The organism is Burkholderia sp. GW821-FHT14F03 (assembly GCF_058803765.1).
The window spans coordinates 1-24016 of the sequence record NZ_JBXAPG010000032.1 but is presented as its reverse complement, the minus strand read 5'-3'; the positions used below and the strand labels follow the sequence as shown (position 1 = coordinate 24016).

At 58.6% G+C, this 24016-nt stretch carries 26 protein-coding genes and 1 pseudogene; 23 read left to right on the top strand and 4 right to left on the bottom strand.

Features of this window, described 5'->3' with window-relative positions:
* The first annotated feature begins 25 nt into the window (after nt 1-25).
* From fabD (AC1RQF_RS21600) to AC1RQF_RS21570, 7 genes are all read left to right on the top strand, one after another.
* Complete coding sequence (gene fabD, locus AC1RQF_RS21600; protein ID WP_273995512.1) at nt 26-916, top strand: ACP S-malonyltransferase; 891 nt, start codon at nt 26-28, stop codon at nt 914-916.
* 40 nt (nt 917-956) lie between these two features.
* Nucleotides 957-2216: a hydroxymethylglutaryl-CoA synthase family protein gene (locus tag AC1RQF_RS21595; protein WP_273995658.1), complete on the top strand. Its 1260-nt coding sequence runs from the start codon at nt 957-959 to the stop codon at nt 2214-2216.
* Nucleotides 2204-2989 carry an enoyl-CoA hydratase/isomerase gene (locus AC1RQF_RS21590; RefSeq protein ID WP_273995510.1) on the top strand — a complete coding sequence of 262 codons (786 nt, stop codon included), beginning with the start codon at nt 2204-2206 and terminating at the stop codon, nt 2987-2989. The genes AC1RQF_RS21595 and AC1RQF_RS21590 overlap by 13 nt, the downstream gene beginning before the upstream one ends.
* A gap of 75 nt (nt 2990-3064) precedes the next feature.
* Complete coding sequence (locus AC1RQF_RS21585) at nt 3065-3304, top strand: acyl carrier protein (RefSeq protein WP_273995508.1); 240 nt, start codon at nt 3065-3067, stop codon at nt 3302-3304.
* Nucleotides 3291-4562 (top strand): beta-ketoacyl synthase N-terminal-like domain-containing protein, encoded by a 1272-nt coding sequence (locus tag AC1RQF_RS21580; protein WP_273995506.1) that lies wholly within the window; start codon nt 3291-3293, stop codon nt 4560-4562. Before AC1RQF_RS21585 ends, AC1RQF_RS21580 begins: the two co-directional genes overlap by 14 nt.
* An 11-nt stretch (nt 4563-4573) precedes the next feature.
* Nucleotides 4574-5707 (top strand): ACP S-malonyltransferase, encoded by a 1134-nt coding sequence (fabD, locus tag AC1RQF_RS21575; protein ID WP_273995504.1) that lies wholly within the window; start codon nt 4574-4576, stop codon nt 5705-5707.
* Nucleotides 5708-6040: 333 nt separating this feature from the next.
* Nucleotides 6041-7066, top strand: coding sequence for a TauD/TfdA family dioxygenase (locus AC1RQF_RS21570; RefSeq protein ID WP_273995502.1), 1026 nt, complete (start codon nt 6041-6043; stop codon nt 7064-7066).
* Here the strand turns inward: AC1RQF_RS21570 and AC1RQF_RS21565 are convergent.
* Complete coding sequence (locus AC1RQF_RS21565) at nt 7061-7201, bottom strand: hypothetical protein (protein WP_273995500.1); 141 nt, start codon at nt 7199-7201, stop codon at nt 7061-7063. The genes AC1RQF_RS21570 and AC1RQF_RS21565 overlap by 6 nt on opposite strands.
* A 109-nt stretch (nt 7202-7310) precedes the next feature.
* On the opposite strand from AC1RQF_RS21565, the gene AC1RQF_RS21560 reads away from it, so the two are divergent.
* The 7 genes and pseudogenes from AC1RQF_RS21560 (at nt 7311) to AC1RQF_RS21530 (ending at nt 12910) form a co-directional block, all read left to right on the top strand.
* Nucleotides 7311-7748 (top strand): lipocalin-like domain-containing protein, encoded by a 438-nt coding sequence (locus AC1RQF_RS21560; RefSeq protein ID WP_273995499.1) that lies wholly within the window; start codon nt 7311-7313, stop codon nt 7746-7748.
* Between the two features lie 94 nt (nt 7749-7842).
* Nucleotides 7843-9291 carry a cytochrome P450 gene (locus tag AC1RQF_RS21555; RefSeq protein WP_492872918.1) on the top strand — a complete coding sequence of 483 codons (1449 nt, stop codon included), beginning with the start codon at nt 7843-7845 and terminating at the stop codon, nt 9289-9291.
* A gap of 492 nt (nt 9292-9783) precedes the next feature.
* Nucleotides 9784-10242 (top strand): GNAT family N-acetyltransferase, encoded by a 459-nt coding sequence (locus tag AC1RQF_RS21550; RefSeq protein WP_273995495.1) that lies wholly within the window; start codon nt 9784-9786, stop codon nt 10240-10242.
* A gap of 162 nt (nt 10243-10404) precedes the next feature.
* A complete protein-coding gene (locus tag AC1RQF_RS21545) occupies nt 10405-10764 on the top strand; it encodes a nucleotidyltransferase family protein (RefSeq protein ID WP_273995494.1) in 360 nt (119 codons plus the stop codon).
* An 88-nt stretch (nt 10765-10852) separates the two neighbouring features.
* Nucleotides 10853-10981, top strand: a pseudogene (locus AC1RQF_RS21540) (IS3 family transposase); the annotation flags it as partial.
* A gap of 142 nt (nt 10982-11123) precedes the next feature.
* Nucleotides 11124-12527, top strand: coding sequence for a GGDEF domain-containing protein (locus AC1RQF_RS21535; protein ID WP_492872917.1), 1404 nt, complete (start codon nt 11124-11126; stop codon nt 12525-12527).
* 104 nt (nt 12528-12631) lie between these two features.
* A complete protein-coding gene (locus AC1RQF_RS21530; protein ID WP_273995491.1) occupies nt 12632-12910 on the top strand; it encodes an HU family DNA-binding protein in 279 nt (92 codons plus the stop codon).
* A 25-nt stretch (nt 12911-12935) separates the two neighbouring features.
* On the opposite strand, the gene AC1RQF_RS21525 is transcribed toward AC1RQF_RS21530, so the two are convergent.
* Nucleotides 12936-13367: a phage integrase family protein gene (locus AC1RQF_RS21525; protein WP_492872932.1), complete on the bottom strand. Its 432-nt coding sequence runs from the start codon at nt 13365-13367 to the stop codon at nt 12936-12938.
* Nucleotides 13368-13746: 379 nt separating this feature from the next.
* A complete protein-coding gene (locus AC1RQF_RS21520; protein ID WP_492872916.1) occupies nt 13747-18759 on the bottom strand; it encodes a hypothetical protein in 5013 nt (1670 codons plus the stop codon).
* Between the two features lie 342 nt (nt 18760-19101).
* On the opposite strand from AC1RQF_RS21520, the gene AC1RQF_RS21515 reads away from it, so the two are divergent.
* The 7 genes from AC1RQF_RS21515 to AC1RQF_RS21485 all read left to right on the top strand — a co-directional run bounded on the left by AC1RQF_RS21515 (nt 19102) and on the right by AC1RQF_RS21485 (nt 22314).
* Nucleotides 19102-19542, top strand: coding sequence for a site-specific integrase (locus AC1RQF_RS21515; protein WP_492872915.1), 441 nt, complete (start codon nt 19102-19104; stop codon nt 19540-19542).
* 187 nt (nt 19543-19729) lie between these two features.
* A complete protein-coding gene (locus AC1RQF_RS21510) occupies nt 19730-20545 on the top strand; it encodes a hypothetical protein (protein WP_492872914.1) in 816 nt (271 codons plus the stop codon).
* Nucleotides 20546-20658: 113 nt separating this feature from the next.
* A complete protein-coding gene (locus AC1RQF_RS21505; protein ID WP_492872931.1) occupies nt 20659-21279 on the top strand; it encodes a tyrosine-type recombinase/integrase in 621 nt (206 codons plus the stop codon).
* Nucleotides 21280-21405: 126 nt separating this feature from the next.
* Complete coding sequence (locus AC1RQF_RS21500; RefSeq protein ID WP_273995485.1) at nt 21406-21633, top strand: hypothetical protein; 228 nt, start codon at nt 21406-21408, stop codon at nt 21631-21633.
* Nucleotides 21634-21687: 54 nt separating this feature from the next.
* Nucleotides 21688-21882, top strand: coding sequence for a hypothetical protein (locus tag AC1RQF_RS21495; RefSeq protein WP_492872933.1), 195 nt, complete (start codon nt 21688-21690; stop codon nt 21880-21882).
* Nucleotides 21815-21970: an H-NS family nucleoid-associated regulatory protein gene (locus AC1RQF_RS21490; RefSeq protein WP_492872930.1), complete on the top strand. Its 156-nt coding sequence runs from the start codon at nt 21815-21817 to the stop codon at nt 21968-21970. The genes AC1RQF_RS21495 and AC1RQF_RS21490 overlap by 68 nt, the downstream gene beginning before the upstream one ends.
* A gap of 110 nt (nt 21971-22080) precedes the next feature.
* A complete protein-coding gene (locus AC1RQF_RS21485) occupies nt 22081-22314 on the top strand; it encodes a hypothetical protein (RefSeq protein ID WP_273995483.1) in 234 nt (77 codons plus the stop codon).
* Here AC1RQF_RS21485 and AC1RQF_RS21480 read toward each other — a convergent pair.
* Complete coding sequence (locus AC1RQF_RS21480; RefSeq protein WP_443111413.1) at nt 22311-22649, bottom strand: H-NS histone family protein; 339 nt, start codon at nt 22647-22649, stop codon at nt 22311-22313. The genes AC1RQF_RS21485 and AC1RQF_RS21480 overlap by 4 nt on opposite strands.
* 309 nt (nt 22650-22958) lie before the next feature.
* Between AC1RQF_RS21480 and AC1RQF_RS21475 the strand changes: the two genes are divergently transcribed.
* The gene (locus AC1RQF_RS21475) at nt 22959-23366 is read left to right on the top strand and encodes a hypothetical protein (RefSeq protein ID WP_273995482.1); all 408 of its coding nucleotides are present in this window, start codon (nt 22959-22961) and stop codon (nt 23364-23366) included.
* A 183-nt stretch (nt 23367-23549) separates the two neighbouring features.
* Nucleotides 23550-24016 (top strand): fimbrial protein (locus tag AC1RQF_RS21470; RefSeq protein ID WP_492872913.1); only part of this gene is annotated, 467 nt, incomplete at its 3' end.

Below are 24016 nucleotides of genomic sequence, written 5' to 3'. Positions count from 1 at the left end.
ACGCATGCATCGAGTGAGTCATATCATGAGAAAAGTCTTTCTGTTCCCAGGGCAAGGTTCTCAGCGCCGCGGGATGGGGCGCGAATTATTCGGTGCATATCCGGCGCTCACGGCATGCGCAAGTGCCCTGCTCGGCTATGACATCGCCGAGTTGTGCCTCGACGATCCACGCCGCGAACTTGGTCAAACACGTTTCACGCAGCCGGCGCTGTACGTCGTCAGTTGCCTCTCGTACCTGAACCGAATCGACAGCGGCGAGCGCTCGCCCGACGTCGCCGTTGGACACAGTCTCGGCGAATTCGCCGCGCTGTTCGCGGCCGGCGCATTCGACTTCGAGACCGGCCTCGCGATCGTCGAGAAGCGGGCGGCCCTGATGAGCGACGCGCCGGACGGCGCGATGGTCGCGGTGCTCGGCATCGATGAGCAACGTGTCCGGGAAATACTGGACCATCACCTCGCCGAAATTCAAGACAATGCATCATCGCCGGAAGTGGAGATCGCCAATCTCAATCATCACCTTCAGTGTGTGATATCGGGTACGCGCGAGCGACTCACTGAACCAACGCTCGCGCGGTGGTTTGAAGACGCGGGTGCGAGTTTCATTCCGCTCGATGTCGGCGGCGCGTTTCATTCCGTACGTATGAAGGGGCCGGCCGCACGTTTCGCCGACTTCCTGTTGAGCGTCGAGTTGCGGCCGCTGAGAATGCAAGTCGTCTCGAACTGGACGGCACATGCTTATCCGGCCGGCGATTACCGGCCAATGATGGTGAATCAGATGTTCAATCCTGTGCGATGGCGCGATTCGATTGCATTCCTGCTCGCGCGCGGTTATCGCGACTTCCATGAGGTCGAGCCGGGCGATGTCCTCAGTCGGCTCCAACGCCATATCGAAAGCGAGCAGCCGCACGGCATGTGACGCGCTCCGTATGAATTTCCAGAGAAGGCGAGAGAAGAACGTGAACACGGTCGGAATCGAAGCAATGAATCTGTATGCCGGTGTAGCCAGCCTGGACGTGACGGCGCTGGCCCGTCACCGTGGGCTCGACATGCGGCGCTTCAACAATCTGATGATGAAGGAGAAGACGGTCGCGCTGCCGTACGAGGACCCGGTGACGTTCGCGGTCAATGCCGCGATGCCGATTGTCGACGCATTGACCCAGTCGGAGCGCGACCAGATCCGGATGGTGATCACCTGTACGGAATCGGGCTTCGATTTCAGCAAGTCGATGAGCACGTATTGCCACGATCTACTCGGGCTGAGCCGTCACTGCCGCATGTTCGAAATCAAGGGCGCCTGCTATTCCGGTATGGCCGGTCTGCAGATGGCGGTCAATTTTGTTCTGTCGCGGACGTACCCCGGCGGAAAGGTATTAGTACTGGCAAGCGATGTGTCCCGCTTCATGGTGGAGAAGGGGGGCGATGCGTTATCGGCGGACTGGTCATTTTCCGAGCCGAGCGGCGGCTCAGGCGCGGTCGCGATGCTGGTCAGCGACCAGCCGCATGTGTTCCAGATCGATGCCGGCGCGAACGGCTGCTACGGTTACGAGGTGATGGACACCTGCCGTCCGGCGGCGGATGCCGATGCCGGAAATGCGGACCTGTCGTTACTGGCATACCTCGACTGCTGCGAGAATGCGTTCCTCGACTATCGCAAGCGAGTCGCCGACGCGGATTTCGCGACGACGTTCTCGTATCTCGCATTTCATACGCCATTCGGCGGCATGATCAAGGGGGCGCATCGGACGATGATGCGCAAGCTCGTGATGGCGAAGCCGCCCGAGATCGAGGCGGACTTCGATCAGCGCGTGGCGCCGGGCCTCGCCGACTGCCAGTCCGTCGGCAACATCATGGGTGCGACCGCCGCGCTGTCGCTCGCGAGCACCATCCGCCACGGCGACTTTTCCGAGCCGCGGCGTGTCGGCGTGTTTTCCTACGGCTCCGGCTGCTGCTCCGAGTTCTTCAGCGGCGTCGCGACACACGAAGGCACGCACAGGCTGGCCGAGCTGGAGATCGGCGAGCAGCTCGATCGACGCCGAGATTTGACGATGGCTGAATACGATGACGTGCTCGAGCGAAGTCGCGAGATCCGCTTCGGCACGCGAAACCTGGACGTCGATACTGCGCTACTGGCAAGCGCGCGCGGCGTGCATCGCCGGCCAACGCTGTTCCTGAAGTCGATCCGGGATTTCCATCGGGAATACGAATGGGTGAACTGAACGGAGCGTGGCGGAACTTGACCGTCCAGTTCGACGATGGCATCTGCCGGATACGGATCGATCGCCCCGATACGGGCAACGCGATCGATGCGCGTCTGGTCGACGAAATGGACAGCGTGCTCGACGAGTACGAAGCATCCACACGCATCGTCGTGATCGAAGGTTTGCCCGACAAATTTTGCGTCGGAGCGGATTTCATGCAACTCGACGCAAGGTTGACGACGGGCGATTCGCTGAAGGCGCCGGATCCCGCACCGCTTTACGATTTGTGGACGCGGCTCGCGACAGGCCCCTATGTCAGCATCGCACATGTACAGGGACGAGCCAACGCGGGCGGCGTCGGATTCGCGGCCGCGTGCGATGTCGTGGTCGCCGCACAGACTTCGAGCTTCAGCTTGTCCGAGCTGTTGTTCGGGCTGATGCCAGCGTGCGTGCTGCCGTTCCTGATACGCCGCGTCGGCTTCGCGAGGGCGCACTACATGACGCTGACGACGCAGCCCATCGGCGCAGCACAGGCGCGCGAATGGGGGCTAGTCGACGTTTGCGGCGCTGACAGCCGTGATCTGCTGCGTCGGGATCTGTTGCGGCTTCGACATCTGAAAAAGGATGCGATCACACGCTATAAGCGCTATATGGCCTCGCTCGACGACAGCCTGGCCATGTCGCGCGCGCCGGCGGTCGCAGCCAACCTCGAAGTGTTCGGCGACGCGGACAACCTGCAAGGCATCTCGCGTTACGTCAACGCGGGAAAGCTGCCGTGGGAACCCGACTGACCCGGTCTGCCGCCGTGGTCCGCGCCGACATGACGTGGCGCACAATCCGATACGAGCCAAAAGGAGAGAGGAATCATGAGTCAGCAACAGATTCTGGAATTGATCGCGAAACACACCCGGGAAATTGTCCCTGGGCTCGAAGATCATGTGTTCGCACCGGGCGATTCACTGTCCAACCTTGGCGCGAACTCGGTCGATCGCGCCGAGATCATCGTGATGACGCTCGAGGTACTGGCGCGGGAGATCCCCATTGCCAAGATGGCGAACGCGCAGAACATCGGCGAACTCGCGAGCATCATCGATGCGAATGCGTGACGATGCGGCAATCGTCGTCAGCGGCGTCGGCGTCGTATCGGCGATCGGGCAGGGCCGCGCGGCATTCATCGATGCGCTGCTCGAAGGGCGGCACCGGTTCGACACAATGCGTCGTCCGGGAAGGCAGTGGCGGCCGAATGGCGACGTCCCGGCAACGGCGTTTCTCGGCGCGGAGATCGATGCCCTGACCATCCCGGCGACGGTGTCGCGCGGCTTGTCGCGCACTGCGTCTTTGTCCGCGCAAGCGGCGCTCGCCGTACTCGATGAAGCATGGCGTGACGCGTGTCTCGGCGACGTCGATCCGGAGCGCATCGGTCTCGTGATCGGCGGCAGCAACATGCAGCAACGCGAACAGGTTCTTCTGCAGGATGCCTATCGCGAGCGTGCCGGGTTCATGCGCCCGACCTACGCGATGTCGTTCATGGACACAGACATGTGCGGCATCTGCTCCGAAGCATTCGGCATCCGCGGCTTCGCGCAGACAGTGGGAGCCGCGTCCGCGAGCGGTCAGGTGGCGGTGCTGCACGCCATCGAGGCGGTGCGCTCGGCCCGCGTCGACGTTTGTATTGCAATCGGCGGGCTGATGGATCTCTCGTACTGGGAGTGCCAAGCATTCAGTTCGCTCGGCGCGATGGCGCCCGGACATGACGGGATACAGGCGGCGCTGGTCAGCCGGCCGTTCGATGCGAAGCGAAACGGATTCGTCTATGGCGAGGCCTGCGCGGCGCTCGTGATCGAGCGCGACGACGCGCGACATCGGAACGGCGTTGCACCCTATGGATATATCGCAGGCTGGAGTACGGTATTGGATGCCAATCGCAATCCCGACCCATCGTTCGCGGGCGAGACCGCCGTGATCCGCGACGTGCTCGCGCGCGCCCGCCTCGACGCGCGCGATATCGACTACGTGAATCCGCACGGTACCGGCTCGCCACTCGGTGACGTGATCGAATTGCAGGCGCTGCGCGCATGCGGGCTCGACCACGCGTATCTCAACGCGACCAAGTCGATCACCGGCCACGGTCTTTCGGCAGCCGGCGCGGTCGAACTGGTCGCTGTGTTGTTGCAGATGCGTGCGGGGCGCTTGCACCCGACACGTAATCTCAATCATCCGATCGAGTCGGATTTCAACTGGGTGCGCCAGCAGTCGGTGCCGCACGAAATCCGGCATGCGCTGAACCTCAGCATCGGCTTCGGCGGCGTCAATACCGCCGTATGCGTGAGTCGCGACGATGCGGCTGCCGCCGGCGCTTTATAGGAGTCGATACGATGCAGGTATTCATGTTTCCGGGACAGGGTTCGCAAGCGAAAGGCATGGGCGGTGCACTGTTCAAGCGATTCGGAAAATTGACCGACGACGCGAGCACCATGCTCGGCTATTCGATTCGAAAACTTTGTCTCGACGATCCGCGCGACGAGCTGAAGGATACGCGTTTCACGCAACCGGCGCTGTATGTCGTGAATGCGCTCGCGTATTACGCTCGAATTGAGGAAGCGGCAAAACCGCCAGATTTCGTGATGGGGCACAGCCTTGGGGAATTCAATGCGTTACTCGCCGCCGGGTGCTTTGATTTCCTGACGGGACTCGAACTGGTGCGGTTCCGCGGCCAACTGATGGGGCGCGCTGAGAATGGTGCGATGGCCGCGATCGTCAATGCGAATCAGGCTACGATCGAGAGAACCCTCATCGAGAACGGCCTGACGCAGCTGAGTCTCGCGAACTACAACACGCCGTCGCAAATCGTGATCTCGGGTGCGGCCGACGAGATGGCGAAGGCTCAACTCCTGTTCAATTCTGGCGACATGCGCTGCTACCCCCTCAATACGAGCGGCGCGTTTCACTCCCCCTTCATGCGATCGGCCCGCGAGGAGTTCGCACGTTTTCTGCAATCGTTTCGTTTCGCGGCGCCGAGCGTGCCGGTGATCTCGAACGTGTCAGCGCGTCCCTATGAATCGGCCGGTATCGATACGGCGCTCGCCAGTCAGATCGATCGCCCCGTACGCTGGTGTGACAGTATTCAATATCTGCTTGGCGTCGCCGCGCGACGTGGCGAACAGATCGAGTTTGAGGAACTCGGCAATGGCGACGTGCTGACGCGTCTCGTGCAGGCCATTCGCCAGCAAACATCGCCGGAAGTGATCGCCCATATCGCTACCGAGGTAGAGACGGGTTCAACGGTAGCGCCGATGGGTGCCGTGGCGGCGGATGCGCGAAGTGCGGCGGATAAGGTGGCGGCGTGGAATCGTCGCTATCCGGTCGGCACGCGCGTGACCTCGAAGCACCCCGAGTACCGGGATCTCGTCACGCGAACGGAAGCGGTAGTGCTGTTCAATCAACGCGCGGCGGTCTACATGGAAGGCTATCACGGCTATTTCGATCTCAACGAGCTGACGGCTGCCTGAATTCGCGCGTCGCAGCCGCCTGCGGCGCGCACTCCGCCGGCCTTGTTGCTCGGGGCGAGCACTGCGCAAGAACGGCACGCCCCAAACGTAAAATCCGCACGTTGTACCGGATATTCAGTGCATACGTATCGCTCTTCAAGGGATATTGTTAGTAGTCCGTCAAAGTTGTGGGGATGAGATGGTATCGAATGGTGACGATGCCGGGGTGACGCTTTTGGAAGCATGCTTGATGATCCGATGCTTCTCATACACGTGACACGTCGCACTCTTGAGCACTGTTTTTGATCATCCTCTCAAGGTCAGAGCCGAAATCCAACCTACTGGAATCATTCCATGACAGCGCTTCTAGATCAACTCAGATCCGCAGATGACTTTCAGATAGAGCTTCTTTTTCCCGAGCAGGAATTTTTCCTTCGCATTCAAGCGACCTCGCGCTTGCCTGCGGTCGAATGGGTGACGCGGCACCGTCAGATGTTACGTGAAGCGCTTCTGCGATATGGCGTCGTTCTGATCCGCGGCTTGGATTGCGACCGAAAGGCATTCGGTACTATCGCGGAACGACTCGAACCGGGCGAGTTCGATTACACCGCCGGGAGCGGGCCGCACACCTCTGTCGACGCAAATGTTTTCACCATAGACGTACCCGGCTCGATGGCGCTGCCGCAGCATAATGAGATGGCTTATAACCTTTACTGGCCAATGCATGTTCTCTTCTTCTGCGAGCAGCCTCCGGCCCCGGGTACGGGTGGAACGACATCGGTATGTGACGCTCGTCAATTCCTACGGGACATGAACCCGACGATCTTGGATCCATTCTCGAAGTTTGGCATCCAGTATGTACGGAATTTTCCTAAAAATATGCCGTACAAATCTATCGGGGATACGTTTGGGACGAGCGACAGGGATAAAGTGAACGCGATATGCGCGGAGCGGAAAATCGAGCCAATCTGGATCAACGATGACCATCTGCAGATTCGTCAGTATGCCACGGCGGTCAGACGCCATCCTGTTACCGCGGAGGAAAGTTTTTTTAGCTCGGTTTGCGTCTGTCATCCAGCGGGCTGGTGGGATTTGCTCAGGCGTGCGTACCCGGCTGCATCGCTTCCTCGCTCGCAAGATGAAATCTGGCAGACGGCTTTGTACGGAAATGGTGATCCGATACCGGATGATGTAATACATCATTTGCTGCATGCTTACGAGCATCGGGAATACCATGTAATGTGGGAAAGATCAGACATTCTCTATATCGACAACATGCGTGCATCACATGGTCGCCGCGCATGTACAGGTCCACGTGCGATTCTCGGCTCTTTCCGCACGTCCATGAGCATGCGCCAGCTGGAGGCGGGCCATTCATAACTCGTGGATATTCGGCAAGCCCTTGGCCGCGTCGCGGATGATTTGATCAAGCGCCCACGCGCACATGAAAAATACACTGACGGGCGCGCATCCAATCACTTGAACAGGAAAGTCATTTTCAATGAATCCAGCCATTCATTTTTCCATTCTGTCGCCGGTGGGCTTTTTAGACCATTTTATTGGCAATGCCCTGGCGATGCTCAAGAGCCCCGCCGTTCAATGAATTTTATGATGCGAGTGAGTCATGAGTGATCTGACGGGGTCCTGGTCGCTGGAAGAGAGCGAATTCAGGCTGGCGAACGGCAACATTACTTACCCGCTGGGGAGAAATCCATCGGGACGCATCATCTACATGGAAAGCGGGCATATGTCCGTACTTTTGATCGCCAAGGGCAGGGCGAATGTTGGATTCATTCCTGAAAAATTCTGGCTAAATATATTTGGCATTAAAAGAATAATTGGATTAATTAGGTTGATCCGGGCAAATTCCGGAGTCCTGGGCTATTCCGGAAGATATTCAACGGATGGGAAAACGGTTTTACACCACGTTGATTTGTCAAGTTACCCGGATTTCGTTGGGACAAGACTTGTGAGGGAGGTAAGGTACGAAGAGGGGCGGCTCGTCCTCGAGAATTCAACTGATTCCGGTTCGAGCCGACTGGTTTGGGCGCGAGAGATTTAAAACGACAGCGGGTTGGGATCGCGGGATTCTGCAACGGTTAATATTTCTTGATGGGTTGTTGGTTTTTGAAATTGCGAAAACATGGAGTTCTTAAATGAGCGACGCCGGAAATGTCGAGAATGATGGCAAGAGCATTAAAGGAATTGCTGTAGATCCCGAAGTGTTGTCAATCATCAAAAACCCGGATCGACCTGAAGCATTCCCGCCCATAGCCAAAGCCCCCAACAACATCCCTGGGGTGAGTGGATTTATTGCGGGCATGAAATCTCTTTTTGCATATAAGCGAGAAGGGTTGCAGTTCTTTGCAAATCAGGCAAGCATTTATGGCAAGGTGTTCCGCAGCCAACTCGGCCCATACTCCATTGTCGGGGTGACTGATCATGAAGTCATATCGCAAATCCTGAAAAATGGCGATCGATGTTGGTCCACCGCACTGGCGGTAGAGAGGGTAACACGAGGGCTTAGTTTTGATATCGATCTGAAGAAGAAGAGTCGATTGATGTCATTGGATTTTGATGCTCATCGGCGAATGCGTAATTTGGTTCAGCCGGCTTTCAGCGATCGCGCACTCGCGAGCTATTTGACCGTCATCCATCATGAATTCGTTCACAATATCGAGGCTTGGCCTCGTGACGGGGCAGTGTCATTCCGAGTGGAAGCCCGGAAAATTTTTTCCCAGCTTGCAGCGCGTCTCTTCTTCGGTATTGGAGACCCAAAGGAGGCCGCACGTCTCGAAGGGGCCACTCGTGATTACTGGGGTGCGATTCCTGTTGTCTTGAAGAATCGACACCTCAGCGAACGATGGAAACGAGGCGTGGACGGGGTTGCGACACTTAGCAGCATTATGTACGACTTGATTCCGAAACGCCGTGACGAAGGCGGGGTGGATTTGTTCAGTCAACTGTGCAAGTCGAGGGACGATACGGGGGGACTGGATGACGACCAACTTGTCGATTTGATGCTCAATATTATCTTTGCCGCGTTCGACACTACGACAATGGGAATAACCAGCATGGCCTATCTGCTTGCCAAGTATCCTCATTGGCAGGAGGTCCTGCGAGCAGAAGCCATGCGCCTACCTGAGCAAGCGACGTTGGCCGACTTCAATGGCATGGAGCGAACTACCCAGGTCTGGAAGGAAACACTTCGCATGTTTCCCGTATCGGCCATCACACCCCGCGTTTCATTGGGTGAATGTCAAGTTGGCTCCTACGTCGCTCCTCCGCGGACGTTGGTCTTCAACTTCACCGGTCTCCTTGGCCAGGATCCGGATCTCTGGGATCATCCACAGCGCTTTGATCCCGAGCGATTCTCATCGGCGCGCGCGGAGCATCAACGGCACCGTGGCCAATATCTCCCGTTCGGACACGGTGTACATACTTGTGTCGGCGCCGCCTTGGCAAATCTTGAGGCAAGAGTCTTTTGGAGCATCGTCTTGACTCGGTATAGGTTTAGCCTTGCCAAGGATTACGATGCGGTGCATTGCATGAGCCCTTTGGGGAGCGTCTCCGGTGAAGTGGCGTTGAAGGTCGAAAGATTGTGACGGTACTGAAGCAAGCGGAGCTGGGAATGCCGGTTGTCGACTTGATTCGTCAGGCCGGCATTTCGGAACTGACGTTCTGTCAATCGAAGAAGTAATGCGCTGGGATGCAGTCGGATTATTGGCAGGAGACCGATTGCGGCCGCAATTCTCAAACGGGTGTTGTCATTCTCAGGGAATTGCAAATGAATCGTCTTGTACATTCTGCGCCAATTGTTGAGCTTCACAAATTCTACTAGCGATGGTCACGAAACCCGCTAGCGGCGTGCACGAAAGGAGCCAGCAGCGCTTGCGACCTCAATCTCACGCTCGGTCAATGTAGAAGAGAGGGGCAACCGCATCGACAAACTGCTGCCGTGGAACGTGGCCTCATCGTTGTCGCCTTCGGCTCGCGCGCAACCTGTCCGATAGAATCGCTCATCTCCTGCGTCAACAAGCGGCGCTACAGTATGACAAGGGCGCCTACAATTTCCCTTTCGCTCAGCTTCTTCAGTCATGACTATCGCTATCGAATCGCCAGATCAACCAGATGTGATTGCTCTGATTGCAGAGCTGGACGCCTATCAAGACTCCCTGTACCCACCTGAGAGCAGACATATCCTTGACCTCGCGGCGCTGAAGCAATCGAATGTCCTGTCTGCAGTTGCGAGAGACAGCGCGGGTAATGCCATTGGCTGTGGAGCGATCGTTCTCTACCCTGAGTTTGGCGAACTCAAACGCATGTATGTTAGTCCTCGCGGTCGCGGGCAAGGCGTTGCCAAGAGACTCTTGGCTCTTCTCGAGTCGAAGGCCATAGGTCTGGGCTGCAAGTTGCTCAAGCTCGAAACCGGACCGTACCAACACGAGGCGCTAGCTTTGTATGCCTCCGCCGGCTACGAGCGCCGCGGCCCGTTTGGCGATTACACGAATGATCCACTGAGTGTATTCATGCAGAAGCGCATCATCGCCGCGTAGGGCTCGCTTCGTGTCGCGTCTATCCCGTAGCCTCAGCGTAAGCGGTCGGTAAAGGACGCCTCTCCCCTCCATCTGCGTCACACTCGGTTAAGATCGACTTGCCGTGAGCGGCGAGTTTGCTCAGCGGCAGATCGTCGCCGCTACCCAGCGGACTCTTCGCCCATGCCATCAACTGCTTTCGAAGCGCACCTCGTTGCCCTTGCGCGAGAGTCTTCATGGTTTTGGCCTGCACTGGTTGCAGTCCGGTCCCTGAATCTACCTTCCTGGTGCATCGGTGCTGGTGCCGTACGGAACCTCGTCTGGGACTCTTTGCATGGATTGGAGACATCGTCAGCATTGCGTGACGTCGATGTTGCGTACTTCGATGGCGCTGATCTTTCTGCCGCGCGCGACGCAACGTTTCAGTCTCATTCAAGCAGGATGCACCCCCAATTGCCATGGGAGGTCACCAATCAAGCCGCCGTTCATACCTGGTTCGAGGCGGCTTTGGGTTACGCCGTGCCACCATTGAAGTCGCTGTAGGCCGCCGTCGCGTCGCGGCCAGAGTATGCAACCGCAGTCGGGTTGACTCTACTTCCTGATGACACGATCAAGGTTCTTGCACCGTATCGGGCACGTGTTGACGCGAATTCTCGATCGTGTGGCATTGCTTCGCGGCTTGCCGAATGCCATTCGGACCGACAACGGCAAAGAGTACTGCGGTCGGGCGATGTTGACCAGGGCATGCCAGCGAGGCGTGAACCCGAAGATCCTTGTAGGTGTTTCCGGGGGCTGTTCAACTGGCCGGTCCACTCGGTGCCAAGAAACTTGTTGCATGAAAATCTAACGGTAGGAGTCTCCTTTCCTATACTGGATTCACCTGACGAAACGGGAGGCAGAACATGAGCATCCGCGTTGCCGCCAATGAGCCTTCAGGCGCTATCCAACTGGTCACCAAGGGCTATGCCAAGCTGCTGCTGACGGGCTTCGCGCTGATACCGCTGTATTTGATTGCCTACCTATATTTCTTTCAGGATCCTTCGCTGAAATTCGAGAATCACGCTTTTCACGAGCTTGCGATCGCTGCCGCCACGCTCGAAGGCGGATTCGTCACCTATGTCTGCTGGCGTTGCTATTGTCTGTCAGGCGAACCGCTGCTGCGTTGGCTCACGCTCGGCTTTCTCGGCTTCTCTCTCATCTATGCGTTGCATGGCGTCTTCACCGGCATGGCACATCACAATATCTGGCTGTTTCTTTTGTACGGGCCGGCCTCCCGCCTAGTCATGTCGATACTTATTTTCATCGGGCAGCTCACTTATAGCCACGCGGCCGACAGCGCAACCAAACGTGCTGATCGTCGCGTCTGGGCGACGTGGATTGCACTGTTTGTGCTGATCGACCTCTCGGTTGCCGGAATCGCCTACTCGCCAGTGGCCGGCGCCCCATGGATGCGCGTTTCGATGGAGGGAGGCGCGCTCTTGCTTTCCACCGTAAACGTCGTTGCGCTCGTCCAGCGTCGCATTCGCTCTCCGCTGATGACGATCTACGGCATTTCGGTGACGTCGTTCGCACTTTCCTCTCTCGCATTCATCCTTGGGGTACCGTGGAATCATATGTGGTGGCTTGCGCACGCAATCTTTGCGGCCGGCTTCTTTCTGCTCAGTTTCGGGGTTGTTCAGGCTTTTCACACGACGCGCTCGTTTTCGAAGATCTATAGCCAAGGAGAGCTGTTTGCCCGGTTGCGAGAAGCGATGGGACGCACGGAGAGGGCGCTGCAGGAACTGCAGCGGACCAACGAGAAGCTCGAGCATATGGCGGCAACGGATCCGCTTACAGGCGCAGCCAATCGGCGCCAATTCATCGATCGCGTGGAGGCCGAAATTGCCCGGGCGAAACACAATGGCGCGCCGTTCTCGTTGCTAGCGCTCGATCTCGACCACTTCAAAATTATCAATGACAGCTACGGGCATCAGGCGGGCGACCGCGTGTTGCAGCGCTTTGTTACGAAATGCCGTGATGCGATCCGGCCATTCGACGGCGTCGCGCGGGTAGGTGGAGAGGAATTCATGGTGCTTCTGCCGCAAGCTGCTCTGGACACCGCTCGCTCAATTGGTGAGCGTATTCGCGCAGCGATCGCTGGCACACCGTTTGAGGCCGACATCGGTCAGCCGATTGAGGTCACCGTGAGCATTGGCGTTTCCGAGTTCGGGCGTGATGGGGAGACGATCGACGCGATCCTGCGCAAGGCGGACGAACGCCTATATCACGCGAAGCACCAAGGTCGCAACAGGGTGGTCGCTGCGTAGTCCGCTGCGGGTGTTCTGACCGGCCCTGAAGTTTGCCTCAGGATGCGCTTACGAGCCGCGCAATGCGGTAGGGTTCGGCTTTAACTTACTGACCAAGGTTGTCCATGAACAAACAGGAACTCATTGACGCAGTCGCTGCTAGCACCGGCGCCAGCAAGACTGCCACTAGCGAAGTAATCCAAGCCCTGCTGGAGGTCATTACGCACGCGGTGAGTGCCGACGATACCGTACAACTCATCGGCTTCGGGGCGTTCTCGCAGGGGCAACGCGCAGCCCGTATCGGCCGCAATCCCACAACAGGCGCGGAGATCGCGATCGCCGCGGCGAAAACGGTAAAGTTCATCGCAGGCAAGGCATTTAAGGATGCGGTGAACGCGCCGTGACGAAGCATGACGTTGTGCAAGCTGCCTATGTGGGTGTGCACCGTGAGGTCGTGGACGTTGTGGTATCCACGCGCGCAACGGCTGGCCGTCGTAGCGATGCAGGTACGCGAACACGGCGTCGAGGTCGTGCATGGCCGAGATGTACGGGAGCGCCGGCGCGCGATTCGTTCCGGCCGAGCCGTCCAGGTCCTTCGGCATCGCCACGGTTGGTCGCTGCGCAGCGGGACGCGTGCCTCCGGTGCAGCGACGAATCGATCGATGCTGTCGACGTCGAGCGTGACCGTGTCGCCATCGTCTCGGCGTGCCGGCGCAGCCACGCGACCACGATGCGGGCCCTGCCGACGCCGATGCGCGGCACCGACCGCCACCAGGATCCGCGGCGGCGGTTGCAGCTGTCCAACGGTGCGCACCTCGATCTCGCAGTTGCTGGGCAACGAGCGCGGAACCAACGCGCGATCGCGTCATCGGGCGCCGCCTGGGCCTAGTCGATCAGCTACAGCGACACGGGAGCAGGTGTTGAGGTTCGCAAATTCCGCTAGCCAAGATCACGAAACCCGCTAGCGATGCGCACGAAATGCGCTAGCGCGGCATGCGCCGGCGCGGTAGTCGCTCAAACGGCAGCCGGGATTCCCATTCGAACAATGTTGTCCGATGCTGACTGACATAGGACAGCAGGCTGTCCATGTTTCGAGCCTTGTCGAGGGCGGTTGCTGGCAACTGCTCCCGGGCGACGTGATGGACTGCGCATTCACCGGGACCATCGAGGAGCCAGGCGGAACGCCAGTAGGGTGACTCAATCTACATGCCGCAACCGAAACCGATACTGTTCAGCAACCTTAGTGCGACGCTTTGTCCGGGATTACCGGGGCACCTCCACTGAAGTTGCCCAGCACCAGCATGTCGCCGGGAGCGGCGGACTTGGTGAACGTGATGTAGTTGTTGGTCGGGAACAACAGGTTCTTGATCGCGAACAGCGACACTGCGGTAAAACTGACGTCCAGCTGCTTCACGATCTGTTTCGGCACTTGGTCCCGGATCTTCTCGTTGATTCTGTACTGTAGGTCAGGTGTGTTCGATGGACCGCCCCCCTCAGCGCCACCAGTCACCGTCACCGCCTGACTCTCCATGACACATTTGATGGTCTGATCGCGTCCACTACCCTCGACCTTCACCTGCGCCATCGCATACACGCTGGAAGTGGCTTCGTTGGTGAACGTCTTCCCAGGGATGGTTCCGATGAAAGCTGAGGAGCTGACGTATGTATTGATCGCCATCGATTGAGCCTTGGTTCCGGACAGCAGCATCTGGCCGTCTGGTCGAGGCGTCAAGGTCATGCCCGCCAAGTTCCAGTTGATCGTGTCGTTTGGAAGGGCATAGGTCGTCACGGTGACGCTGATGCCGGTCGGATCCGGCCCGGGAGACACCTGGGTATCGGTCACGCTCCCCAGCTTGACATCTGTGGCGAAGACAGGCGCATTGGTGAACTCGCACCACGACGCTTTCACCGACTCGGGGCCCTTTCGACCCACCAGACTCCAGCCGGATGCACGCCTGTCAAGAGATTGGGGAAGGATTTCCGAGAAGAACAGATCGCTGCGGATAAACAGCGATGCCTCACTGCCTAACGGCAACGGTTCGTCCACGTGGTTCAGGAAGGTCTGCGTCGCGTTGGGCAACTTCCGGCTACCGGTCTGAATGAAGAGCTGCAAGAGGTCAACACCAGCGGGTGTCGTCAACAACTTGAACCGGAAGCCGTTCGGTCTCAGGGCTTCGAGCACCGGCACGTTGGTGATATTCAGGGCGTTGATCCGATAAACGATGGGGTTGTTCTGAAAATGGGCTTTGATCGCCCGGCTGAAACTGACCTCTTCCTCGTCGATAAGTTCGATGTCGTCAGCAGAGAATGCGCCCTTGGCCATATTCAGTTCGACATGCAGAATATTCTGGTTGGATCCATCCACGAAGACGACACCCTCCGTCAACGACAGCGTCACCACCGCCATGAGCGTCTTGCCTTTGATGCTCACGGGCTGGCCGCATTTTTCCGGCTGGTCGTCCTCTCTCTTGCATTTGGTCAGCGTCCCATCCTCGATCTGCATTTTCAGCAGGACGGTGTTGGGGTTGTTGGACTGGAATTCCAGCAATGGATACCCGTACGTGAAGTCGAATTTCTTGATTCCAGTCGTGCCTTCCATCACCTCGTACTCCGTGCGGACGGAGATTTGGTGCTTGTACTTGGATTCTTTTGCAAGCGCGTCGTACTGGTCGCGCAAGGACTTGTTGATCTGTGACAGCCCCATGTTGAAGACGACGTCCCAGCCGTTGGTGGTCGCGCCAGCGGCGTTCAGCTTGGCAATTAGCTGATCCGCGGACCATCGCTCGGCGCCGCTCGCCGCCAGCATCGCCACGGCGCCGTCTGCTCCCGGGGAACGGAGGGCGTGGCCGCGGAGCGCCACCGGCACATCGACGATGCGGGCCTCGAGGACGAACGTCAGGCGAATAGTGACTGTCAGGCCGGAAAAACGCAGCCCCTGGTTGGTTTGGGTCTTGGGGAGCGCTACGAGCCAGGAACCGAAGGGCGTGACCGGACTGACGTTCGTCGACCATGACCTGCCCTGATCGCTGAAGTCGGGTTGTCCCGTTGCAACGTCGAACTGGTAGACGCGTTCGCGGAACGGAGTGTGGAAGCGCAAAGTGGCGCGTTCGACGTTGCGGTCGATGAAAGGCTTGTCCTCGAAGGTCAGCTTGAGCAGCACCTTGCCGCTATCGGTGGATTTCACGCCTTGCACTTCCGCTACCACCGCCTGGACGCGCAGATTCACGTATTGGCGAAACGGCAGCGAATTAGGATCGGTGATGATCTCGAAGGCATTGCCATCGCAGATGTCCTCGACCAGCACTCCCTCGATGTCGATGGAGATCGGACTGGTGGTTCCCGCCTGGTATTTCAGCAACTGCGACTTGGCCTCCAGTGTCGCCTCGCTCTGTGCGATGCGCGCCTGCATGAAGGTCAGCAGGCTGTGGCTCGCGATGGGTGTCGGCTTTTGCAGCCATGCGTATTGCAGTGCCTGATCCTGCAACAGAAAAGACTTGGTGAAGGTGGTGAGCATCTGGCGGCGCAGGTAGTCCAGGCTGCCGGTCAGCCCGACCAGGTCGATCGCTTCCCTGTCCAGATCTCGGATGCGCGCGGGATGCAAAGTCCTGGTCAGATCGTCGAGGCGTTCGGTCTGCCGGTCGTTCAACAGCTTCTGTCGCTGCGTCGTATAGATTTCGCGCTGGATCTGATGCAAGCTGGATTGCGCACCGACGAGTGCTTTACCGCGCAAGGCAAGAAGCTTGAACGCGGCTACTAGCCTGGCCTTGGCGGCGGTTACGCTGCCGCCTGGTCCGGTGGACAATGCGACGTCGAGCTGAATCGACATCTCGTCCCAGTTCAACGCAGAGGTATTGCCATAGTCCAGGCCATCCAGGCCGTCGAGCGTCGTCTGGGCATCCTGAATGCTTTTTGCGGCGCCGGAGGCCGTCGTGTAGACCTTCATGGTGGCATTCAGCACATTCAGGGTCTTTTGAATGCGCTGCGCCGTTTGTCCCAGGTCCTTGACCGCCGAGATGGAAGTCGACGGAACCAGGACCGCGCTGCTCAGGCTGAAGGTGCTGGTTGCCACCTCCAGGCCGAACTTGACCAGTTCCAGGGTTTCCCACTGAGCGAGCGCCGCCTGATAGCCCTGAACCGCCCGGTCGACCTCTGCCTGCTGCTCGAACACGGCCTTCGACAATTCATTGATCTTGGTTTGTTGCGCTCGGGCCTCCGCCTGCCTGGCGGAAATCACTGCATCGTACTGGCCGGACAAATCCCTGGCTGACTGTGCGTTTGCCTTGATTAGACCCGAGAGCAACTCCCCACTTTGAACGATGTTTTCATTCAGCGTCCTGGCCACGTCGATGGTCAGTTCGGCCTGCTTGCGCTGGTTGATCTGAATGGTGCTCTCGCTGACCTGCCTCTGGATCTCCTGCAAGCAGTCCAGGATGTTCCCGACCGCCTGCTGGTAATCCGCCGCCGGGAGAATCGGCACGAACGCGCCCCCCCCGGTGTTAGGCGCATAGCTGCTCAAATCGAGCGCGCGAAAGCGCATCGTCTGGAGATCCGTGTCGGCGCAATCGGCCGGGATGAGCTTGCCGACCCATTTCAGGTAGTCGCGCGCCAGCAGCCGCGTCGGGTCATTGAGGGTTTCCACCGTCTGCATGCCAAGCACGGTCTCGCCGAAGGCCAGCGAGAACTCGAGACTGTCCTTTAGCGCGTGAAGGCCGGACGCTGGTGGCGGATGCCGCACGTCGCCGGTCACGGATGGCCAGCCGTCCGCATCCAGCTCATAGCGCAAGCCGTCGGCCACCAGAAAGTGCTTGCGGCCTTCGGCGTTCTGGAAGCGCGCGACGCCGAGAAACCGGTCACACCCAATGGCAAGACCATCGAAGCCCTTATCGCTCAACGACACCACGTTGGGCCGGCCGTTCGCCCGCATGTCCAGAATGTAGCCGTACACGTGAACAGCCGTCCCCGGTAGATCGATGGCCGACGGCGATGTGCCGCTGACGACGTAGCCGAACGAGATGAACTTCCGGACGTCGGCGCGCGCGACCAACTGCATCCCGGCCAGATTCAGGCGCGCCTTGTAAATATTGATGGTCGGCGTGGCGATCGCGGAGATCACGCCCGGCTGCTCTTCCGGGATCAGGGCATTGAAGTCGGTCGCGTCGTGCGACACGAAGTTGGGATCGATCGCGTCAGCGAATACACACGACATGGCTGCCTTGAATACGTGCCTCCACACGGTCGTGCGTTTGTATTCGGTGAAGGTCGTCAGGGGAGCGAGGGTCACGGCGACCGGCACTTGGTTCGTGAATTCCGCGTTCAGCCGGCGCCGGGAGACCGCCGTGCCGATGGCGAAAACCTGGAACACGCTGTTCTGCTTCGCCCAGGTTTTCTCGACCCATTCTCCGGCCGCGAGACTCTCCTGAAACACCCGGGCGTTGCTGAAGCACAGGATCTTTCCATATTGCCGCACGAAGCCGAAGGCGCCTTTATTGGCATCCGTGGTGAAATACTGGAAATCACATGCGTCAATGCCGGTGAAATCATTACCATCTGCTTCAAACGCCGTCCGTACCCGCTCGAAACGATCCGCCTCGTAGGCAAATACCTGAACGATCTGGTCGCCGCCGGTAATCGACGATACGAAATGGGTGCCCCACCGGGCGAACCCTTTCAAATAGGCATTGGCATCCTCCAAGGTCAGCTCGGCGGCGGCTTGCTCCGCGTCGGATGTCCGAAAGTGGCGCAGACGCGCCATGGAACGCATGAATTCGCTATTAACGCCGATTCTCCGATCCGGGCTCAGTGCATCCACCGTCGTCAGGATGCCATGCTCCTTGGTCGTATGGGAGAAAACCTGATCGGCGCGAGTCAGCTTGACGAGGGCATAACGCAGGTCGGGATTGTCGAGCGACACTCCCAGCGCGGCCGCCAGACGGCTCCGCGCCAGGCTTCCGCCAGGTGACGACAGAAGCAGCGCACCTGTGGGTAGTCGCGGCGGAGCCTGATCGATCGCTGGTGCGTCGATCGAATAGCCGAGCAGTTCCGTGACCAGGTTGTCCGGCGTGTCGTGCAGGGTGATCACTGGATAGCTCCAGTTCCCCCGCGCCCCCGAAGGGCTGAGCGGCTGCGGCACCATCGGCTGCTCGGCTGGCCGGTGCAGGATGTCCAATGTTCCCGCCGACGGATCCCAGCCGGACGCGTAGCCTTTCACCAGGTTCGCGGCGACACCTAGTTCTAGCCCATTGCTTCCATTCATCGCGACTCCTTTATTCGTGTTCGTTGTTGGGATCGATGTTCGGTGTCAGGGTGTAAAGCTCAGCCAATGGGTATCAGTCTAGGTAAACGTTAATCTCAAAATAAAATCAATTCAGATGAATTCTGATTAATTCTGTCAAAATCAAGCAAATATTATCGATTAATTAATAAATCTGCACATGACGATTTATAAAATCGATACATGCAATGACCGGCAGCTGTTGAGACGCATTGATTACACGGCCGCCGATGACGAGATGCCGGCGGCCTGGATGTTGCGCGTGATCGAGAAGGGCAACAAGGAGCGCTTCGTACCGGTGACCGACGATGCAATCGACGCGCTGTGCGAACACTGGCGCGATCGCGGCTGGACCTCGACGCCGGCGACGCCGATCTGCCGCTCGTCGCGCCGACGGTCGTGCCGCCGACGCCAGCCGGCCACGACAAGTTCGGCGTCGAGGATGCTGCGGTCACCCGGATGGCCGGCTATACGTCGCGCGGCACAAGGCGCGTCGTGATTCGCGCACTCGGCCGGATGATCGAGCAGGTGCCGGATCTAGTCGAGTCGTCGCGGCGTCAGCTGGCGCAGACCTCGCCGCACGCGTTCCGACACACGTTCGGCACACAGGCCGCGGCGGCCGGGATGGCGCTCGAAGTCCTGCAGCAGGCGTTGGGCCACGCCTCCTTGCAGACCACCACCATCTACGTCAATGCCGAACAGCAGCGTATGCGTCAGGAAGCGGCGAAGCACCACGCGCGACTGGCGGAGCGTCGCGGCGAGTAGGGTGCGGTAGATTTGACATCGCGGACCAACCTATCGGAGGCGTTGTGGCATTCAACGTGGAGGGAGGCTGGCAACACCTGCCCGCCAAGGTTCAACGAGCCTTGATCGCGAGCTGGGAGACCAGCAACGACCACGATCTGCTCGTCTGAACGGTAGACTAACTGACTCTCAACGCACGAGGAAATCAATGAGCCATCACATTACTGGCGCGTTCAGCGCCGATGAGTTAGAGCAAATGCTTGAGTTCAGCACTTCGAATGGCGCGGAGCTACGGCGTTTCGTTTTGATGCGCCGATTGATGCATCTGACCGGTGGCATCATCCAGCACGGACCTCTGGCCGGGTTCAATCTCGGAGGATTGGCGACGTGGCGTGAGGCAGACAACGGTGTGAAGTTGCTAGGGTTCTACGAACAAGAGGTTTGCGATTTGCTCGCAAGGATTGCGTCGACGCGTGACGTTTTCATTGACCTCGGAGGCGCTGATGGCTACTACGCCGTCGGCTTAGTCGCGAAGAACCTCTATCACGAGTCACATTGCTTCGAGCTGGAGGAAATGAGCAGGGCGAATATCACGCGTAACGCGGTGAACAACAACGTTGCCGATCGCGTGCACGTCTATCACGCGGCAACGCCTTCGTTTGCGGAAGATCTGGCCGCGCATGGCGTCGACTTCGCGCGGGCGGCGGTGCTGGTCGACATTGAGGGCGCAGAGTTCGACGTGCTGACAAACGAATGCCTGACGCAGTTACAGCGCGCGCACGTCATCGTGGAACTTCATGAGTTCCTGCGACCGGATGGCAAAAAACGTCTGCAGGATCTGCTTGAGCGCTCAGCGGAGCTATTCAACGTACACACGTTGACAACCGGCGCACGCGATCCATCGAAAATTCCTGCGTTGGCTTCAGGCTGGAACGACACCGACCGCTGGCTACTTTGCGCGGAGAGCCGAGCAACATTGATGACCTGGTTGTATCTGGAACCGAAGGAGGTCGATGGACATTGATTGACCCACACGCGGTCCACTAAGAGGTACCGCCATCCGATGGCCTTGGCGCGCACGCAGGCCTGAGGTGCGCGCGGATCCACGACGGCCGCTGCTGCGCCTGACGAGCGCCCATTTCTGTCGGCGCTCTACGCGGAGCGCTATCCGCCGGCGGCGTCGCCCGCACTCGATCGCAAGGTCGCGCGCTCGGCCGGCTGATCGAGCAGCTGCCCGACATCCTCGAGTCGTCGTGGCGTCAGCTGGCGCAGACCTCGCCGCACGCGTTCCGGCACACGTTCGGCCCGCAGGCCGCGGCGTCTGGAATGGCGCTCGAGGTCCTGCAGCAGGCCCTGGGCCACGCCTCTCTTCAGACCACCACGATCTACGTGAACGCGGAACAGCAGCGCATGCGCCAGGAAGCGGCCAAGTACCACGCGCGGCTACAGGTCCTGAAGCAGGAGCATCAGGATTGTAGGCGGGGTTGCTTTCGCGCGGCAGTGGCTTCTAGAATTAATATTCGAGTAATGGAAGAAGTGCCGTATAGCGCTTTGCGATTTCGGGCGACACCCTGCGATATTGCGCGAAATCCGAAAGGAAAAGGGAACCGTGATAGTACCTTGTTGCACGGCCGGCCGACTCCAGTGAAGTCGATCTACTCGCTGGTAACGAGCGTGAGCCGTTATTCCTGCGTGCATTGGCAGGGCAAGCAACCCTCCGAATTGATCCCGCGCCTACTTGGACACACGAAAGCCTGAATGCGGCGCTGAACCGTGATGACGCGAAGGCATTCGAGAGCCGCCACTTCGGTGCGGACGCTTTCTTTGGAGGCCAGTGGATCGGCAGTTCGGAAGTCTAAAATAGCGGAAACAAAGGTCGCGACGATGAAGACATACACCTACGAGCAAATCACCGAAGCCGCCAAGCAAATCGTCTCAGACGAGTTGGCTCGCGCGGCGAAGGAGCCAAACTCGCAATCGGCCAGGCATCTTCGCGACTACGCTGCGGGCGCATGGCTGGTGTGGCAGACCGTCACGCGTGATGAAGTAACCGACCCGACTCGACGCGAGGACAGCAAGATATTCAAGAAGCTCCTTGACCTGCCCGATTAAGTAAATAACAACATCCCGGAAATTTTAAAGCATGACCTCCAAAACGACGGGCAATTGCGCAACTTGAAACACTGGATGCGCAAATCAAAGCCCTTCGAGACGTCGAACGCGGCGCGGCGATCGGCGCAGATCAAGGCGCTGATGCAGGAGTTCGATATCAGCGTTGTGGATCTGCAAGAGCGTGTGCAGAAGCGCAACGCGAAGCGCGTGTCGACGCGCCCTGGAGTACCGCGCCCCGACGACAGGTAGAACATGGTCTGGCCGGGGTCGGCAGCCGACTTGGCTCGGTGACGAGCCTGCCGCGTTCCTAGTTCAGCCCGATCTGCTCGCCATCTAAAACGACGCGGTCCAGCGAGTCCGCACTTGATCCAAACGGGATTTCGGCGGACTGGCCTGAATATCGAAAAACGACCGGAGTGAAAAGCCGTAGTAACGAGAAAACGGACGTTGTCAGAGGTGAAGGCGCAGATTGAAGCGCTGGAAATTGAGGCCCAGGAGTTGCAGGCTGCGGAAATTGCGGCGGTGATCGCAGACGTGCGCGCGAAGGTATTCGTTGATGAGCGTTCCACCGTCGGCCGTGTGCCATGGGATCAGGTCCGCGAGGTTCGCGGTGCTGAGGAAATGCCAGTGCACAATGTCGGCCCACTGGCCAGGCAACCAACGCTAGCGACGCTTCTCTAGGTCTCGAAAAGTGTGCGGTCTTTGCCTACAATCCACCCAGGTGGCCGACCACGACCGCTCCAGGTCTCGCCGGACTCGGGGTGGCGATACTTCGCATCGTGGCGACTATGTCTACGGGGTTGGTGAGCAGGGAAGATCTCCTGCGCGCTGATATCGAATTCACCGACGAGTTGGCGAACTTGCGTCAAAGCGGACTCCCGTTTCACCGCTTTGGCAGTATGGAGTTCTACTTCGAGTGTGATCCGTTTTACGAGACGTTTTTGGTATGTCGGCACGGGGTTTTCATTTTCATTAGAAAAATACTTGCCAATTATTCTGTCGCCATTTACCAACATCACTCAGAACCACAAAATCCGTTACACCTGATATGGGCGATTGAAATATGAGATCATGCGTGCGAGAAACGCGCCAGACGGGTGGGTTGCCTTCGAGTCGTAAACCGACAACCCAGTTTGCAAGGTCATGGTATTGCTTCGCGATCGAAGCTTTGTGAACATGTGTGGAATAACTCCGACTTTCCCCCCAGAGATTAGATCGCCTGGGGCTGACACGATGTGTCGAAGTTGAGTCACGACGAGTGAGTAACGTGGGGTGCAGGAAAAATTTGTCCCAGCGACCTGGACGAGTGGGGTCTGACGAAAGAAATGTTGTTACCGCCGTCGATGGAAAAGAACCGCGCGTTGTCACTGGAGAACCATCTCGTGTTGGCTACCGTGCGCGGTGGCCGTGGTGGCCGAAATCGGCTCAGTTCCTCTGAACGGACTCCACACGGTCACCGTACTAAACGCAGGGAGCAGGTCACCGACAAAGGACGTATTTTGCGCGCGACAGGAGCCCAGACATCCGGGCTCGAAATCGCCGTGCACTTCATTTTCGTGCTTGGCGCGTGCACGAATTGCCTTCTGCTCCTGAGCCATGGCTGGCATCTTGCTGTCGGCGGCGGATTGTCGCAACGGATTGCCGTCTTCGAGTTAATGGGTAACAGAACAAAAAATAAAACATTGTTAAATATCTGTGACATCGAGGTATCTGTCAAGCATTGCAAAGTATGACATTAATTCAATATGCGGGATGTGTCGTTTGGATATGATTCGCCTGTCCAAAAGTGGCCGGCATGAAAGCAATATGTTGGCAAGGGGTGCTTGATTCGGGGTCGCCGCTGGATGGGACGTGGCGTTATTGAATTAATGTCTTGGCGTCGTATATTAACTTATGTAGTTTTTAATTAAAAGACCATGCAAACCAAAATCATTTCCGCCCTGCTGCTCGTGGGCGCCGCCACCGCTTCGCAAATCGCCTCCGCCAGTGACGGCACGATCACGTTCAACGGCAGCATCACCGCGCAAACCTGCACGATCAACGGCAACGGCAGCGGCTCGAACAACTTCACGGTCACGCTGCCGAAGGTGTCGACCAGCGCGCTGCCTGCCGCTGGCAAGGTCGCCGGCGCCACGCCGTTCACTGTCGCGCTGACGGCCTGCACGCCGGCATCGGGCAATGTCCACACCTACTTCGAACCGGGCCCGACGGTCGACACCGCCACCGGCAACCTGGTCCTGAACACGGGCGGCGCGACCAACGTCGAGATCGGCCTGCTGAACAGCGATTTCTCGGCGATCAAGGTTGGCGCGGCGGACGCTTCGCAAAACTCGAAGTCGGTCGCGATCAGCTCCGCCGGCGCGGCCACGCTCGCGTACTACGC